Origin of the sequence: Thermotoga neapolitana DSM 4359 (assembly GCF_000018945.1) — a bacterium.
Classification (GTDB): Bacteria; Thermotogota; Thermotogae; order Thermotogales; family Thermotogaceae; genus Thermotoga; species Thermotoga neapolitana.
In genome coordinates this window covers 1,822,162-1,837,374 of record NC_011978.1, presented here as the reverse complement: position 1 = coordinate 1,837,374, position 15,213 = coordinate 1,822,162, and the positions used below count along the sequence as shown (strand labels likewise).

Annotated in this window: 15 protein-coding genes; 14 read left to right on the top strand and 1 reads right to left on the bottom strand. The window is 48.0% G+C overall.

The genetic code is table 11. The features are described from left to right. Positions 1-2: 2 nt before the first annotated feature. A complete protein-coding gene (locus CTN_RS09355; protein ID WP_041437840.1) occupies positions 3-2,558 on the bottom strand; it encodes an ABC transporter permease in 2,556 nt (851 codons plus the stop codon). Positions 2,559-2,609: 51 nt separating this feature from the next. Here CTN_RS09355 and rsmG point away from each other — a divergent pair, with 51 nt between their 5' ends. Genes rsmG through cysS form a run of 14 tightly spaced genes read left to right on the top strand, consistent with a single transcriptional unit; the run spans position 2,610 to position 15,210 of the window. Beyond that, positions 2,610-3,299 carry a 16S rRNA (guanine(527)-N(7))-methyltransferase RsmG gene (gene rsmG, locus CTN_RS09350; RefSeq protein WP_015920290.1) on the top strand — a complete coding sequence of 230 codons (690 nt, stop codon included), beginning with the start codon at positions 2,610-2,612 and terminating at the stop codon, positions 3,297-3,299. After that, positions 3,296-4,006, top strand: a complete 711-nt coding sequence (locus tag CTN_RS09345) for a lipoate--protein ligase family protein (protein WP_015920289.1) — start codon at positions 3,296-3,298, stop codon at positions 4,004-4,006. The genes rsmG and CTN_RS09345 overlap by 4 nt, the downstream gene beginning before the upstream one ends. A gap of 1 nt (position 4,007) precedes the next feature. Beyond that, entirely contained in the window at positions 4,008-4,676 is a 669-nt protein-coding gene (gene rsmI, locus CTN_RS09340) for a 16S rRNA (cytidine(1402)-2'-O)-methyltransferase (protein ID WP_015920288.1), read from the top strand. A gap of 4 nt (positions 4,677-4,680) precedes the next feature. Then, the gene (locus CTN_RS09335) at positions 4,681-5,112 is read left to right on the top strand and encodes a MarR family winged helix-turn-helix transcriptional regulator (protein ID WP_015920287.1); all 432 of its coding nucleotides are present in this window, start codon (positions 4,681-4,683) and stop codon (positions 5,110-5,112) included. A 57-nt stretch (positions 5,113-5,169) separates the two neighbouring features. After that, complete coding sequence (locus tag CTN_RS09330) at positions 5,170-6,387, top strand: S-layer homology domain-containing protein (protein ID WP_231556120.1); 1,218 nt, start codon at positions 5,170-5,172, stop codon at positions 6,385-6,387. Positions 6,388-6,391: 4 nt separating this feature from the next. Continuing rightward, positions 6,392-7,150, top strand: a complete 759-nt coding sequence (locus tag CTN_RS09325) for a patatin-like phospholipase family protein (protein ID WP_015920285.1) — start codon at positions 6,392-6,394, stop codon at positions 7,148-7,150. After that, positions 7,138-7,887: a patatin-like phospholipase family protein gene (locus tag CTN_RS09320; protein WP_015920284.1), complete on the top strand. Its 750-nt coding sequence runs from the start codon at positions 7,138-7,140 to the stop codon at positions 7,885-7,887. Before CTN_RS09325 ends, CTN_RS09320 begins: the two co-directional genes overlap by 13 nt. Before the next feature lie 4 nt (positions 7,888-7,891). Then, positions 7,892-8,509 carry a hypothetical protein gene (locus CTN_RS09315; RefSeq protein WP_038068135.1) on the top strand — a complete coding sequence of 206 codons (618 nt, stop codon included), beginning with the start codon at positions 7,892-7,894 and terminating at the stop codon, positions 8,507-8,509. Further along, complete coding sequence (locus CTN_RS09310) at positions 8,509-11,100, top strand: CBS domain-containing protein (protein ID WP_038068133.1); 2,592 nt, start codon at positions 8,509-8,511, stop codon at positions 11,098-11,100. Before CTN_RS09315 ends, CTN_RS09310 begins: the two co-directional genes overlap by 1 nt. Before the next feature lies 1 nt (position 11,101). Then, positions 11,102-12,649 (top strand): acyl-CoA carboxylase subunit beta, encoded by a 1,548-nt coding sequence (locus CTN_RS09305; RefSeq protein ID WP_015920281.1) that lies wholly within the window; start codon positions 11,102-11,104, stop codon positions 12,647-12,649. Positions 12,650-12,658: 9 nt separating this feature from the next. Then, positions 12,659-12,958, top strand: a complete 300-nt coding sequence (locus CTN_RS09300) for a hypothetical protein (RefSeq protein ID WP_015920280.1) — start codon at positions 12,659-12,661, stop codon at positions 12,956-12,958. Further along, entirely contained in the window at positions 12,931-13,344 is a 414-nt protein-coding gene (locus CTN_RS09295; RefSeq protein WP_015920279.1) for a biotin/lipoyl-containing protein, read from the top strand. Before CTN_RS09300 ends, CTN_RS09295 begins: the two co-directional genes overlap by 28 nt. Before the next feature lie 13 nt (positions 13,345-13,357). Beyond that, positions 13,358-13,810 (top strand): chemotaxis protein CheW, encoded by a 453-nt coding sequence (locus CTN_RS09290; RefSeq protein ID WP_015920278.1) that lies wholly within the window; start codon positions 13,358-13,360, stop codon positions 13,808-13,810. A 17-nt stretch (positions 13,811-13,827) separates the two neighbouring features. Beyond that, positions 13,828-15,210, top strand: coding sequence for a cysteine--tRNA ligase (gene cysS, locus CTN_RS09285; protein ID WP_015920277.1), 1,383 nt, complete (start codon positions 13,828-13,830; stop codon positions 15,208-15,210). Positions 15,211-15,213 lie beyond the last annotated feature (3 nt).

The window sequence follows — 15,213 nt, the reverse complement described above, 5'->3', positions numbered from 1 at the left end:
GTTCACTCTCCTTCCCTCATGGCTTCAAGTGGTGACACCCTGGATATCATGTAGCTCGGAACGACCATGGCGATCGCCGCGAGCACAACGACGAACAGTATGGAAAGAACGATGGACTTTATCGGCAGAAAGGCCACGAAGGTGCCCAGATTTTCCGCCATCGTTTTCGCTATGGAAAGTCCCATAATGATGCCAGAGGTGATTCCTATGATTATTCCTCCGCCGAGGAAGGAGAAGTGTTCCACAAGGAAGGCAAGGATCAACTGTGTCGATTTCAATCCGACCGCCCGGAGTGTTCCCAGAATTCTCAACCTGGAAAAGTACGATTTCAAAACGAAGAGAACAAGACCGGACGTGGCCGACAGAAATCCGAAAAGAAAGATGAACTTTATCACGCTGACGAGCCCATCTATTCCACTGTACAGTTTCCCGAGTTCCTCGTCCAGGAAGAACGGATAGAGGAATCTGGAAAGGTAGAACTGCTTTATTTCGCTGGCGTTTTCTTCATCGGTCTTTCCCAGTAAAACCTCGAAGCCTTTCACATTTTCTGCTCTGTTTTCCTTTAGTGTGATCACATCGATGGGAACCAGATAATCGTTTTTATTGTATCTACCAACCACTTTGAAACTCACATCCTCCCTTCCCCCAAAGGGAAGAATGGATTTCAGGGTTCCCATGATGGTTTCAGAATCTGTTTCATAACCAACCAGCGCAGCACCGGGCGCTTTGAGATCCTCCACGTCCGTCACCTTCAGGGTCGAATGTTCCAGAAAAGACTCATCGACGTAGGCTATGAACCTGTCTGTTCCTTCTGCTTTTAGAGTGTAGAGATACGCTCGAGAGGGAAATTCGAGTTTCTCATGAACAGGTATGGAGGACCTGGAAAGAAAAGATCTGAACGGGTTTTCCAGAACGAGGAAATTGTACCCAAAAAGACCGTTTCGCACTTTATCCTCGACGAATCTGTCCGCGCTGGCAGAAAGGATGTTGAACACGGTCGAGGTGAATATCAGAAGGGCAAAGGTCAGAGAGATCACCATGCCCTTTTTTGGAAATCGCTGAACGTAGGACACACCGATTAGAAAAGGAAGGGTGCCTTCCGATACCATGTGATCCAGAACGCTTTTTGCAAGAAGAACCAGTGAAAATACCAGAAGTGAAACTCCAGCGAAAATGGAGGCTCCCTTACTCATCGAAGAAAGAAGAAAGAGCCTTTCCGACTGGGAATTTACGTTCACCAGAACACCGGTGGCAAGGTTCAGAGCGCCCATTATCATCATCAGAAAAGCGTTTTTGAATTTCAGAGAGAATGAAAGGGAAAGAAGTATCAAAGAGAAAATACGAAGATCCGAAAAGGGAAGAAATAGCAGACTGATGATTATCATCAGGGCAAATTTCTTTGTGGATACGTCCAGCCGATCCTCAAGTTCGTGGTAGACGGGAGGCTTTCTGGTGATCTCTCTTGCTTTGAGGGCAAAAAGGATCATTGGAAAGACCACGCCCAGTCCAAGACCGAGCAGTACCGTCTCTAAAGAAATGTGGAACTTCACCCTGTCGATGTGAAGAAACGTGGTGGACACCGCCTCGATCACCGTCTGAAACCGATTCAAAAGGAACTTTCCCACGAAGACTCCGAAGATCAGACCAAAGAAAGCCGCCAGGGACGAGTACAGGAGACCCTCCAGAAGCAATATACCCCACTCTTTCTTCTTTTGAATACCTATCTTCCTCAGCGTAACAAGGGTGAAGTTTCTGTCCCTCATCACATCCTCACAGAACATGTAAAAAACCAGAAAACCGACGAATATGGACATTCCAGAAAACGCAAGCGTCACGTAGGCGAGGGATCTGTTGACGGGCGATTTCAGAAAGCTGTACTTTATGTTTCTCACCCTCAGACTGGTTTCAAGGGATATCTTTTCGTGCTCCTCTGGAGGAAGTCCGTAGTGAAGATAGCATCTGGTGGGATAATTATTGTCCGGGAAATCTTTCAAGTGGATAAAAACGGTCCCTGGAAGACTTGCCATCTCTCCTTTGAAATTCAAAAAACCCTTCTCTCCTATTTCTTTTACGATGAATTCTTTGCTACCTGCGGAGAAGATGAGGGTGATTCTGTCTCCTTCTTTTATGTTCAGAGCATCTGCCACTGATTTACCAACTATCGCCTCACCGGGGTTCAGCTGTATGTCCTTTCCCACAAAACGGCCAAGTTCATCGGGTTTCACCCCGATCACAAGGACGTCCAGTCCATCCAGCCTGGCGGATCCCTCTGAGACGGGAAGGACTCCTTTCACCTGTTCTCTCAGAAGTTCTATCTCCTGATCTTCAATTTTGGTTGTCAAAAAGTTGAAGAAGAGAAATGAAGGACTTTTCGGTTCTGCAACAGCATCTGCTACTCCGAAATTTTCCTCTATTCTTTCACGTTTCCATGCACTTATGGAGTCAGAAAGAGTGAGCGATCCAATCACCAGTGAAAGACTGATGGCCAATCCCAGAACAACGACAAGTGAGGTCTTCAGATTTTTTGTGAAGTTTCTCAGGGCGATCTTGAGAACCACACACGTTCCCTCCAGCATGAAATGTTAGAATTCTTTTCGGAGGTGCTCTGAATGGACTTTCTGAGAGATGTACTTCAGGAGTACGGCGTTCGCTTTGAAGAATCACAAATAGAAAAAACCTTTCGTTACCTCAACGAACTCCTGAATTCACCACACAACCTCACTGCCCTCAGGTCATTAGACTCCGCTGTTCACAAAAACGTTGCAGAGATACTCATTCCTTTGAAGCATGAAAACCTGAGGGGATCACTCCTCGATGTAGGATCGGGTAACGGTGTCCCAGGGCTTATTTTAGCGATATTTTTCCCGGAACTCAAGGTGACACTTCTGGATTCCAAGGAAAAGGCTGTGCAATTTCTGGAACATGTTGTCAGGAAACTCAATCTCGAAAACGCTGCAGTGGTAAAAGAAAGAGCCGAAAACTTCTCAAGAGAGCACCGGGAAGAATACGACTACGCAACGGCAAGAGCGGTAGCACGCTTGAACACTCTCGTGGAAATATGCGCACCGGCCGTCAGGATAGGGGGGAAACTGCTCTTTTACAAAGGGCCTTCTTTTGAAGAGGAACTGAAGGAAGCAAGAAAAGCCCTCGATGAACTGAAGGTCGAACTGGAGGAGGTGAGAAGGTACACCCTGAAAACGGGTGAACAGAGGTGTCTTCTAGTACTCAGAAAGACGGATCGATCACCTGAGAAGTACCCGAGGAGGGTGGGGATACCATTCAAGAGGCCCTTGTTGTGATCGAAAAGGAAGTTTTTCCCGGTTCTCTGAACATGGCCATAGACAGTTTGATGGCAAAGTGGGCCTGGCTTGAGAAAAAGTCGTTTTTCAGACTGTATGGCTGGGAAAATCCGACGGTCTCTCTGGGAAGGTTTCAGAAAGAAAACAACTTGAAGATACCAAAAGGTGTGGATTTTGTGAGGAGGCCATCTGGTGGTCGTGCAGTACTTCACCATATGGAAATCACCTACTGTCTTGCCGTTCCAAGAGAAAGTTCTTTTGGTGACCTATCCGTTCTTGAGTTTCACAGACTGGTTCACAACGTGATAAAGGAGGCTCTGTGTGAGGTGGGCGTTCCCGCCGAGCTTTCGGATGGAAGACGTGGAAACACCGCCTTCTGTTTCGATGCGTCTTCGAAGTACGAGGTTGTGGTCGATGGGATGAAGATCGTGGGAAGTGCCCAGTTCAGAACAAAGGGTGCCATCGTTGAACACGGCTCGATCGTTCTGAGACAAAACAGAGAACTTTTGAGAGAGATCTTTGGAGAGGACGTTCCCCAGGTGAAGGGTCTTCTGGAGCTCTACGACGTGGACGTGAAACTTCTGGAAGAAACACTGCTGAGAAGATTCGAGAAAGTGTTTGGTTCTTTCGTTCGAACACAGTTGAATGATGATATGCTGAAAGAAGCAAAAGATCTTTCCAGATTCTTCGAGTTGAGGAGGAGATAGTTTGGGAAAACTCATCGTTGTGGGAACACCCATAGGGAATCTGGAGGACATCACCATCAGGGCTTTGAAAACACTCAGGAGTGTGGATCTGATACTCGCAGAAGATACCAGAAGAACAATGGTTCTTTTGAACAAGTATCGAATAAAAAAACCCCTTCTTTCCTTCACAGAGAAGAACTCGAAAAGAAGGATAAAAGAAGTCCTTCCACTTCTGAAAGAAGGAAAGATCGTGGCACTTGTGAGTGATGCAGGTATGCCGGTGATCTCGGATCCCGGGTACAATCTCATAGAGGAGTGCTGGAAAAACGGGATAGAAGTGGACGTGGTGCCGGGTCCCAGTGCGCTGACCAGTGCCGTTGCCGTGAGTGGTTTTCCCGGATCCAAATTCATCTTTGAGGGTTTTCTTCCACGCGGGAAGAACCGAAGGAGACTTCTCAGAGCGCTGAAGGAGGAGAAAAGACCCATCGTCTTTTTTGAATCTCCAGAAAGACTCATCTCTACCCTGAAGGATATTCTGGAGATACTGGGAGACAGAGAAGTATTCATCGCCAGGGAAATGACCAAGATGCACCAGGAGTTTTTCAGGGGGAAAGTGAGCGAGGCACTCGAGCACTTTGGAAAGAAGGAAATCCTCGGGGAGATCACGGTGATACTCTCTGGAAAGAGGTGAAAGAATGAAACAACCGTTCGAGAGAGTGCTGAGGGAGATCTGTTTTATGGTGAAGGTGGAAGGAAGAAAGGTGCTGAGGGATTTTGGAATCACCCCTGCACAGTTTGACATCTTACAGAAGATATACTTCGAAGGCCCGAAAAGGCCGGGAGAACTCAGCCTCCTTCTGGGAGTTGCAAAAAGCACCATAAGCGGTCTTGTCAAAAGACTGGAAACGGATGGCTATCTCACGAGAAGACCGGATGCTGCGGATGGAAGGGCTTACCTTCTTGCCATAACCAGAAAAGGAGAAAGTGTCATAGAAAAGGTCATAGAAAGAAGAGAAAGCTTCATAGAAAAGATCACGAGTGAACTCGGCCAGGAAAAAGCTGAAAACATTCTGAAGATTCTCAAAGAACTGAAAGACATCATGGAAAAGAATTTTTCCAAACAGTAAACTCTATCTTCATGCGGTGTTTTCAAGGATGCTTTAAGGTTGAAGAGGGAGGTGAAGATGTTGAAAAGGATCTTTTTTGCAGGGTTGTTGATCATCGCCCTTTCCTTAATTGGACAGAACATAAAGGATGTGGAACCAGACTCACCGTTTTTTGAAGCCGTGAAATACGTTGTGGATTCAAAACTCATGGAACTCGATGAAAACGGGAACTTTCGGGGGGCTCTTCTGGTCACAAGGTACGATATAGCACAGTACATATACAGACTCGTGATGAGGTTTGAACTGGAAAAGATCAGAGAAAAGATCTCCCTTCTAGACGAACTCGACATCATCAAGGCGGCGACCATCGCGCTGGACGAAAGAACAACGAAACTGGAAGAAGATCATAAATCGCTGAACTCCAGAATTGAAGATGTGATATCGAAGTTAACATCTGCGGCAAGTGACATTTCTGAACTTGGAACAAAGGTCAGTTCCCTCGAAGATGCCTACAGGAACCTTTCTCTTGCTTTTGCCAGTTTCAAGCAGGAAACGGGAGGATTCGACACGGAGATATTGAGGAGGATAGACACCGTCGAAAAGAAGTTGCAGGAACTGGAGAAAATCACCGGTGAACATTCTTCCAGACTGGAAGTTGTGGAAAGCAATCTGAAAAACGCAGAGGACAGACTCTCGAATCTGGAAGAGACGGTCACAAAACTCGGGACTGAAACGCAGAATCTTCTTGCTTGGAAGAAGGACGCAGGTGGTGACATTCTTCTTCTGAAAGGAAAGGTAGAAAGCCTGACGGAGCGCCTTAACGAGACTACAGAGAATGTGAAATCACTTTCCTCTGATCTTGTGAAACTGAGAGAGGAACTTCTTCAAGACATCTCAAATGTTTCTGGCAAAGCATCCAGTCTGGAAACAAAATTGACCGATCTTGAAAACAAGATCTCTCAAGTTTCTGGGAAAATACTCGATCTTGAAGGCAAAATAACAGAGGTTGAAAAAGATCTGGAAACGCTGTCTTCTCGCACCTCAAACCTGGAAAGGGCACAGATAGACTACCAGTCGGCGGAATCCAATCTGGAAAGAGAAGTGAAGGATCTCAAACGGCAGGTTGCCGCTCTTTCGGACAGATTGCAGAGTGTTTCGTCTGATGTGAAGGCGCTGGCTCAGAAACTCGCAGAAAAGGAGGAAGTCCAGAAAATTCCTGTCGACACAAACTTGCTGCTGATGATCGGTGTGGGAGCACTTGCGATCGTGCTGGGAATTTTACTGCTGTCAAGGTGAGAGGATGATGAGGGGAATTGCCCTTGCTGCTGGAGGTGTCAAAGGGGCGGCTCATCTTGCGCTCCTTGAAAAAACAGGGGACGTCTTCGATGTGGTGACAGGGTCTTCCATCGGCTCGATCGTTGGAGCCCTGTACGCCCTGTACAGCGATCCTCGCATGGTCAGGGAGATCACCTTCTCCATCATGAAAAGGCACCTTCAAGATTTGAAAAAGACCGAAAGCGAAGGTACGTGGAGAGGAATGTTTCAACGGTCGCTTTTCAAAGCGGATCTTCTGTTCTCTGTCCTCAAAGAGGTGTTTGGCAAAAAGAAATTCTCCGATTGCAGGAAAAAACTAGGGGTTGTGGTCTTCGACACGGAGAATATGGAGTCTCTCCTGGTGACAGAGGGTTTCCTCATAGACGCCGTTGTTGCAAGCAGTTCCGTTCCGGGTTACTTTGAGCCAATCTGGCTGGGAGGAGATCCCGTCCTGGACGGAGGTGTACTTTCTCCAACTCCCGTGTCACAGGCCAGGGAACTGGGAGCAGACTTTGTCGTTGCGTCCACCTTTAACAGGAAAAAGGATGGAAAGTTCAAAAATCATTTTGAGATGTTTTTTGTGATGGACAGGTGGAAGGAGATCATACTGGAACAGGAGGAACTCTCCCGAGCAGATTTTGTGGTGGTGCACAACGTGAGCGAGTCGTGGAACGAGTTCGAAAAGTACCATGAAATCTACAGAAAAGCCCTTGAAGATTTGAAAGGAGTGAAATGGCCCTGGTGATCTCTTTCGGTGGAGAGAACGGAGCGTACCTTGGAAGCATCGGTGTGTTGAAGGCCCTGAAAGAGATGGGAAAAGACGACGTGATGGTGAGATGCTGTGGTTTATCCGCAGTTCCATGTGGGCTGTTTTTTCTCACTCGCTCTCCCAACAGGACATACTCCATTCTGGTGAGGGAGTGGAGGAATCTGGAAAAGCTTCTGAACCCGTTCTTCTCAAGGGGAATCGACAGGTTCTCCATGTTCGATGCCCTCAGGATTCTGATGAGGGTGGGAGACAGCCTGAACGGGGTACGAAACCACGAACGCCTCTACAGGTACGTGGACAGACTCTTTCCTGCACAGAAGATTCCGGCTGGTCTTGAAATCTGGGTTTTCGATCTTCTGGAGGGGAAAGAAGTAGTATTTGGGGAAGGAAACGACCTGAGAGAGGCGGTGAAGGCATCTCTTTCTTTTCCCATTCTCTATAGACCATACAGGGACAGGTACGTTCCACTCTCATGGGTCACCGGTGTGCCGGAGGGAGACGTGATCGTGTCTTTTGAACTGAAAGAAGAAGCACAGTCTCCCCGGAACGCCCTTGATTATCTCTTTCTTTCAACGATTGCACGAACAAAGAAGATCGAAAAGACAAGGATGGAAAGGGCAAAACAGGTTCTGAGAGTGGAGTGTTCTTCTCACTCACCTGCGTTCACCGCACGGCGAGCCTACGAGAGAGCCCTGGAACTCTTTGGGGGGTGAAGAAATGAAGAAGGTTATGGTGATGCTTCTGGTCTTTGTGGGGCTTTTTGTGTTTTCGAAAACGATACACATAAAGGCAGATTTTGTGAGACCTTTTGAGGAAAAGATAGAGTACTCCGGAAACGTTTTTTTAGAGATAGAAGAGGAAAAATTCACGTTGAAGGCGGAAAGTCTTGTTGTGAGGAAACTTTCTGGAAAATGGAGAATCACAGAGGCGAGTTCTTCCGTGACTGTAACACTTGAAAATGGTGAAATCTCTGGAGACCATCTCGTGTACGACGTGGAGACAAGAGAGGGGACCATCACTGGAAACGTGACAGGTGACTTTCTGGACAGATCCAGTACGGAAACCATCCTCGTCAGTTGTGATGAGATCGTATTCGACCTGGAAGAGGACACCTTCATCGGCTCTGGAAGCGTTCAGATAAAAAAGGGAGCGGTGGAGGCATCCTGTGGAAAGTTCGTTTACAGAAGAGGTGATGGAATCATAGAACTTGCCGAAGACGTCGATCTGAACGACACCGAAAAGAACCTCAAGATGAAGGCTGACAGGGTAGTTATGGACCTTGAAGCCGACACGATGGAAGCGAGTTCCGTTGCCGTTACTCTAGAGGTGGAATGATGAAGGTCATCACCACGCACAGATCACCCGACTTCGACGCCTTTGCCTCATGTGTGGCGGCGAAGAAACTTTTTCCCGAACACCTCATCGTGTTGCCGGGAAATCCCGCAAGGAACCTTTCCGAGTTTCTGAAGATCTACTCAGATAGATTTGAATTTCTCTGGGAACACGAGTTCGATGGTGAGGTTTCGGATCTTGTCATCGTTGATACTTCCTCCCTCGATCGAATTCCAGAAAGGATCAGAGAGAGAATCCGGGATGCGAAGATAACGGTCTTCGATCATCACGTCGATGAAAAATCTCTCGACGGCGTGGTGGACAGAGTTGGTGCCACCATCACTCTTCTAGTCGAGCGCCTCAGAAAAGAGGGAATCTCCATAGATGCCACCGAGGCCACCCTTTTCATGATAGCTCTCTATGATGACACGGGAAACCTCCTTTTTTCCTCGACCACTCCTCGCGATCTTGAAGTTGCAAAGTTTTTGCTGGAAAGCGGAGCAAAACTTGATGAGGTGGCACTCTACACGAAAGAAGAACTCACACCTCAACAGATGGAGATACTGGACAGGTTGCTCGAAAACGCACGGGAGTATGAAGTGAACGGTGTTCCCGTGACCATCTCGATGGCCGAATACGAAGGTTTCGTTGGTGGACTGGGGCTGGTTGTGAGCAAGGCCTGGGAAATGAGCGGTAGCGAGACGTTCATTGCGATAGTGAAGATGGGGAAAAAGGTGTACGTTGTTGGAAGGACGTCCTCTCCGGACGTAGACCTTGGTTCGTTGATGAGAAGCCTTGGGGGAGGAGGTCATACAAGGGCCGCGTCGGCGACGATCGTAGGAAGAGAACCAGAAGAGGTCCTCAGTGAAATTTTGAACAGATTGCACGATCATGTAGTGCCCGTTCTCAGAGCGAGGGACATCATGTCATCTCCTGTGAAGGTTGTCCTTGCGGACATGACAATCAAAGAAGTGAACAGATTGATGGAGCAGACAGGTCACAACGGTTTTCCCGTTGTGGAAGGAAACAAACTGGTGGGAATCGTGACGAAAAAAGCGGTTGACAAGGCGATGAACCACAACCTGGGAGACAGACCCGTGAAATCCATCATGACGCCGAACCTCGTGGTGGCAACACCCGACACCCCTGTGACGAAATTGAGAGAACTCATGGTGGAGAACGCCATAGGCAGAATACCAATACTGGAAAATGGGATCCTCGTTGGTATCGTGACCAGAAGTGATGTGTTGAGAGCAATATTCGGAAAACCCTTCAAGAAGTACGTGAAACCCGTCTTCAGGGAAAACGGTCAGATCTTCAGAAACGTAACAGATCTTCTGATTAAACATGTAAAGCCACGGCTGCTCAATCTCTTCAGGCTCCTGGGAAAGTTCGGGGACGAGGTGAACATGCCGGTTTACGTCGTAGGAGGATTTGTGAGGGATCTGCTCCTTGGGATAGAGAACCTGGACATAGACATCGTGGTGGAAGGAAACGCCATGGAATTTGCAGAGTACGCAAAAAAGTTTTTGCCTGCAAAACTGGTGAAACACGAAAAATTCATGACCGCCTCCCTCTTTTTGAAAGGAGGCCTGAGAATAGACATCGCCACCGCCAGAATGGAGTACTACGAATCTCCCGCCAGACTGCCGGACGTTGAGATGAGCACGATAAAAAAAGATCTCTACAGGCGTGATTTTACGATAAACGCTATGGCCATAAAACTCAATCCCGGTGACTTCGGTTTGCTCGTGGACTTCTTCGGCGGATACAGGGATCTGAAAGAAGGCATCATAAGAGTTCTGCACACCCTCAGTTTTGTGGATGATCCCACGAGGATCCTCCGTGCCATCAGGTTCGAACAGAGATTCGATTTTCACATAGAGGAGACAACGGAAAGGTTGTTAAGACAGGCGGTCGAAGAAGGATACCTCGAAAAGACAACGGGTGCCCGCATAAGACAGGAGATAGAGAAGATACTAGAGGAGAAAAATCCGTTGAAATCCATCAGAAGAATGGCTGAATTTGACGTAATAAAGCACCTTTTTCCGAAAACCTACTACACACCCGTCATGGACAGGAAGATGGAAAACCTCTTCAGGAACATACCCTGGGTGGAAGAAAACTTCGGTGAAGTCAACAAATTCTATGCGGTTCTTCATGTTTTTCTTGAGTTCTACGATGAGGAAAGTTGGGAGGGTGTGAAAAAGAGGTACTCTCTCAAGAAAAACCTGATAAACGAAGTGAAACATGTGGAAAAGAGCGCTCAAGCCCTTTTGGAAATGCTCAAAGAGGGTGTACCGACGTCTTTTATATATCCTCTTGTGAAAGGCGTCAGCAACGAGACGATATGCCATTTTCTGGCTTATCTTGAGGGTGAGGAAGAAGAGAAATTCAAGGCCCACCTGCTCAAGATCAGAGACACAAAACTCGAGAAGATAGATGGGAACTATCTCATCGAAAAGGGTATCAAATCCGGTAAAATAATTGGAGAGGTGCTTGAGAAAATTCTCATGAAAAAACTCGATGGTGACACAAGAGACGAGGAAGAGATACTGGAAGAAATCCTCGCATCACTGGAAACGGAGGGATAGAATGGGTTTGAAGGAGAAACTGGAAGATCTGAAGAGAAGAGAAAAAGAGATAGAACAGGGTGGAGGACCAGAGAAGGTCGAAAAACAGCATCGAGCGGGAAAACTCACCGCGTGGGAGAGACTGGAATTACTCCTTGATCCTGGAACCTTCGTGGAGATGGACAAATTCGTCGAGCACAGAAACACCTACTTCGGCCTGGATAAGATGAAACTTCCAAGGGACGGGGTTATAACAGGGATAGGAGAAATAAACGGGAGAAAGGTGGCCGTTTTCTCACAGGACTTCACCGTGATGGGTGGATCTCTGGGAGAGATGCACGCGAAGAAGATAGTGAAACTGCTAGATCTTGCTTTGAAGATGGGAATTCCCGTTGTGGGAATAAACGATTCGGGTGGTGCCCGTATACAGGAAGGTGTGGACGCACTCGCCGGATACGGTGAGATATTCTTCAGGAACACCCTCGCCTCGGGAGTGATCCCGCAGATCACCGTGATAGCAGGACCCTGTGCCGGAGGTGCCGTCTACTCTCCCGCACTCACCGATTTCATCGTGATGGTTGATCAGACAGCGAGGATGTTCATAACGGGCCCAAACGTGATAAAGGCAGTGACAGGTGAAGAGATCTCCCAGGAAGACCTCGGAGGTGCCATGGTTCACAACCAGAAGAGCGGGAACGCCCACTTTCTGGCAAACGACGACGAGAGGGCAATGGAACTTGTAAGAAAGCTCCTTTCTTATCTTCCCTCCAACAACGCAGAGGAGCCTCCCATTGAAAACCCCGATCCAGAACTCGACATGTCCGATGATATTCTGGATGTTCTACCCGACAACCCGAACAAGGGCTACGACGTAAGGGAGATCATCAGGAGGGTGGTCGATCACGGTGAATTCTTCGAGGTCCAGCCGTACTTTGCAAGAAACATCGTGATCGGTTTTGGAAGAGTCCAGGGGAGAGTGGTGGGGATAGTGGCAAATCAGCCTTCGGTCCTTGCCGGTGTTCTGGACATAGATTCTTCGGATAAGGCTGCACGTTTCATAAGGTTTCTCGATGCCTTCAACATTCCGATATTGACCTTCGTGGATACACCCGGGTACCTTCCCGGTGTTGCACAGGAACACGGTGGAATCATCAGACATGGAGCAAAACTGCTTTATGCCTACAGTGAGGCAACGTCTCCAAAGATCACGTTGATCCTGAGGAAGGCCTACGGTGGAGCATACATCGCCATGGGTAGCAAACACCTCGGAGCCGATATGGTACTCGCCTGGCCCACCGCCGAGATTGCCGTCATGGGGCCAGAGGGAGCGGCGAACATCATTTTCAAGAAAGAAATCGAGTCCTCTTCGAATCCAGAAGAAACAAGGAGGAAACTCATCGAGGAGTACAAAGGGCAGTTTGCAAATCCCTACATAGCGGCGAGCAGAGGATACGTGGACATGGTGATAGATCCGCGGGATACGAGAAAGTACATAGCAAAAGCCCTCGAAGTGTGTGAAACAAAGGTCGAGTACAGACCGAAGAAAAAACACGGGAACATCCCATTGTGAGGTGAACCGATGGTTCAGATATTCGTTTTCGGCATCACAGCAGTTTTTCTGATCTTTCTGATACTGTTTTTCTTCTCTGTGCTTTTGAGATACTTCTCAAAACGTGATCGCCCCGCTGTTGTGGAAGAAAGGCCCCGTGGGGTAGAGGAAGAGGTCGTTGCGGTGATATCGGCGGTCATCGCGCAGGTTCTCGAAGGAGAGTACAGAATCGTTTCCATAAAGCGAAAAACGAACGAACGTGGATTTGAGGTGTGGAAAAAGAGCGGATGGAGGAGGAGAAGATGGTCAGAAAATTCCGGGTGGTGGTGAATGGAAAAGAATACGTAGTTGAAGTAGAAGAGATCGGAAACCCCCAGAAAGTTCAAGAAAAGCCGAAAACAAATCCTGTAAGTTCCGTTCCTTCCACTGCAGTGGAAGAGAAAAAACAGGTACAGGAACCAAAACCAGAAATCGTTGAAAGAGAAGAAATTCCGGGTGGTGAAGAAAAGCTCGTTAAAGCCCCAATGGCAGGAATCGTTCTGAAGATTCTGGTGAAAGAAGGACAGCAAGTGAAGGTGGGAGACAAACTGCTCGTCTTTGAAGCCATGAAGATGGAAAACGAACTCCAGTCGGAGTTCTCCGGGACGGTGAAGGAGATACTCGTGAAGGAAGGAGAGAACATAGAAACCGGTCAGGTACTCATGAAGATAGTGTGAAGGGGGGAAGGAAATGGAGCTGAAGGTAGTGACCTTCAAGCTGGGGAATCAGGTGTTCGGTGTGGACATCATGAAGGTCGAAAGCATCGTTGAGGTGGAAAAGATCGTGCCTGTTCCCGAGACAGCAGAGTTCATTGAAGGTGTGATGAACTTGAGAGGAAAGATCATTCCGGTGGTGAACCTCAGGAAGAAATTCAAAATGCCGGATATGGAAGACAAGACCAGGGCGAAGATCATCGTTGCCATGGTGAAGGACACGCAGGTTGGATTTCTGGTGGATGACGTGAGTGAGGTTTTGACCCTCACGGAGGAAGATGTAGAGCAGCCTCCCCAGAACCTTGCCGGAAGGGGAAGAGAGTATATCCTCGGTCTTGCAAAGGTGAGAGACGATATTGTGATCATTCTGAACATAGAGGAGGTTCTCACATCGGAAGAACTGGTGGAGATCAGCAACATCAACGTGTGAAACCCGGAGGTGTGTGAATGAGGATAACGAATACTCTGACCGGGAAGAAGGAGGAGTTTGTACCGTTACAACCCGGTGTTGTAAGGATGTATGTGTGTGGTCCCACCGTTTACGATCTGATACACGTGGGAAACGCACGACCTGCAGTCGTATTCGACGTGTTCAGAAGGTACCTCGAATACAGAGGTTACAGGGTGATCATGGTTCAGAACTTCACGGACATAGACGACAAGATCATAAACAAGGCAAATCAACTCGGCGTTGATCCAAAGATGGTGGCAGATACGTTCATAGCGGAGTACTGGAGGGATGCCCACGCACTTGGAATAAGACCTGCGAACTTTCACCCCAGAACCACCGATTTTGTCGATGACATCGTTGAAATCATAGAAAAACTCGTCGAAAGAGGATACGCCTATCAGACAAAAACAGGTGTTTACTTCGACGTGAGAAAATTCAAAAAGTACGGCGAACTCTCAAAGAAGAGGATCGAAGACCTCATCGCCGGTGCCAGGGTTGAGGTGGACGAGACGAAGAATTTTCCACTCGACTTTTCGCTGTGGAAGAGGGCCAAACCGGGAGAACCGTGCTGGAATTCTCCATGGGGTGAGGGAAGGCCGGGCTGGCACATAGAGTGTACCGTCATGTCGGTGAAAATTCTGGGTGAAAGTTTCGACATCCACGCAGGAGGAGAGGACCTGGTATTTCCCCACCACGAGAATGAAAAGGCCCAGGCTGAGGCTCTGACGGGGAAAATTTTTGCGAAGTACTGGATGCACAACGGAATGGTGAGATTCCTCGGTGACAAGATGAGCAAGTCGACGGGGAATATATTCACCGTTCGTGAGGCTGTGAAAAAGTACGGAAGAGACGGTCTGAGGTACATGATCCTCTCAAAACACTATCGCTCTCCGATGGATTTCTCGGAGGATCTTCTGAGTGATTACTCGAAGGCAGTTCGCCGTGTCTGGGAGATTCTCAGAAGATACGAAAGCAACGGCGTGACCGGCATTCCAAAGAGAAACACCGTTTATGAAGAGTACGTGAACAGATTTGTGGAGGCACTCGACGATGACTTCAACACGCCGGTGGCCGTGTCCATTCTCTTTGAACTTGCAAAAAATCTTAGCAAATCCATGGAAGAAGGCGATCAGGAAAATGCCCTCCTCTTCTATCACCTCATCAGAAGAGAGTTTGGTCCCGTTCTTGGTCTGTTCGATCTGAACGAAGAAAGAAGAGAAGTTGCAGGTGAGTCTCTCCTTGGAATATTGATAGAAGTGAGAGAGACTTTGAGAAAAGAGAAAAGGTACGACCTTTCCGACTGGATCAGAGATCGTCTGAGAGAGAATGGAATCATCCTGAGGGATACCCCTTCGGGAACAGAATACAGTGTCGAGTGAGGT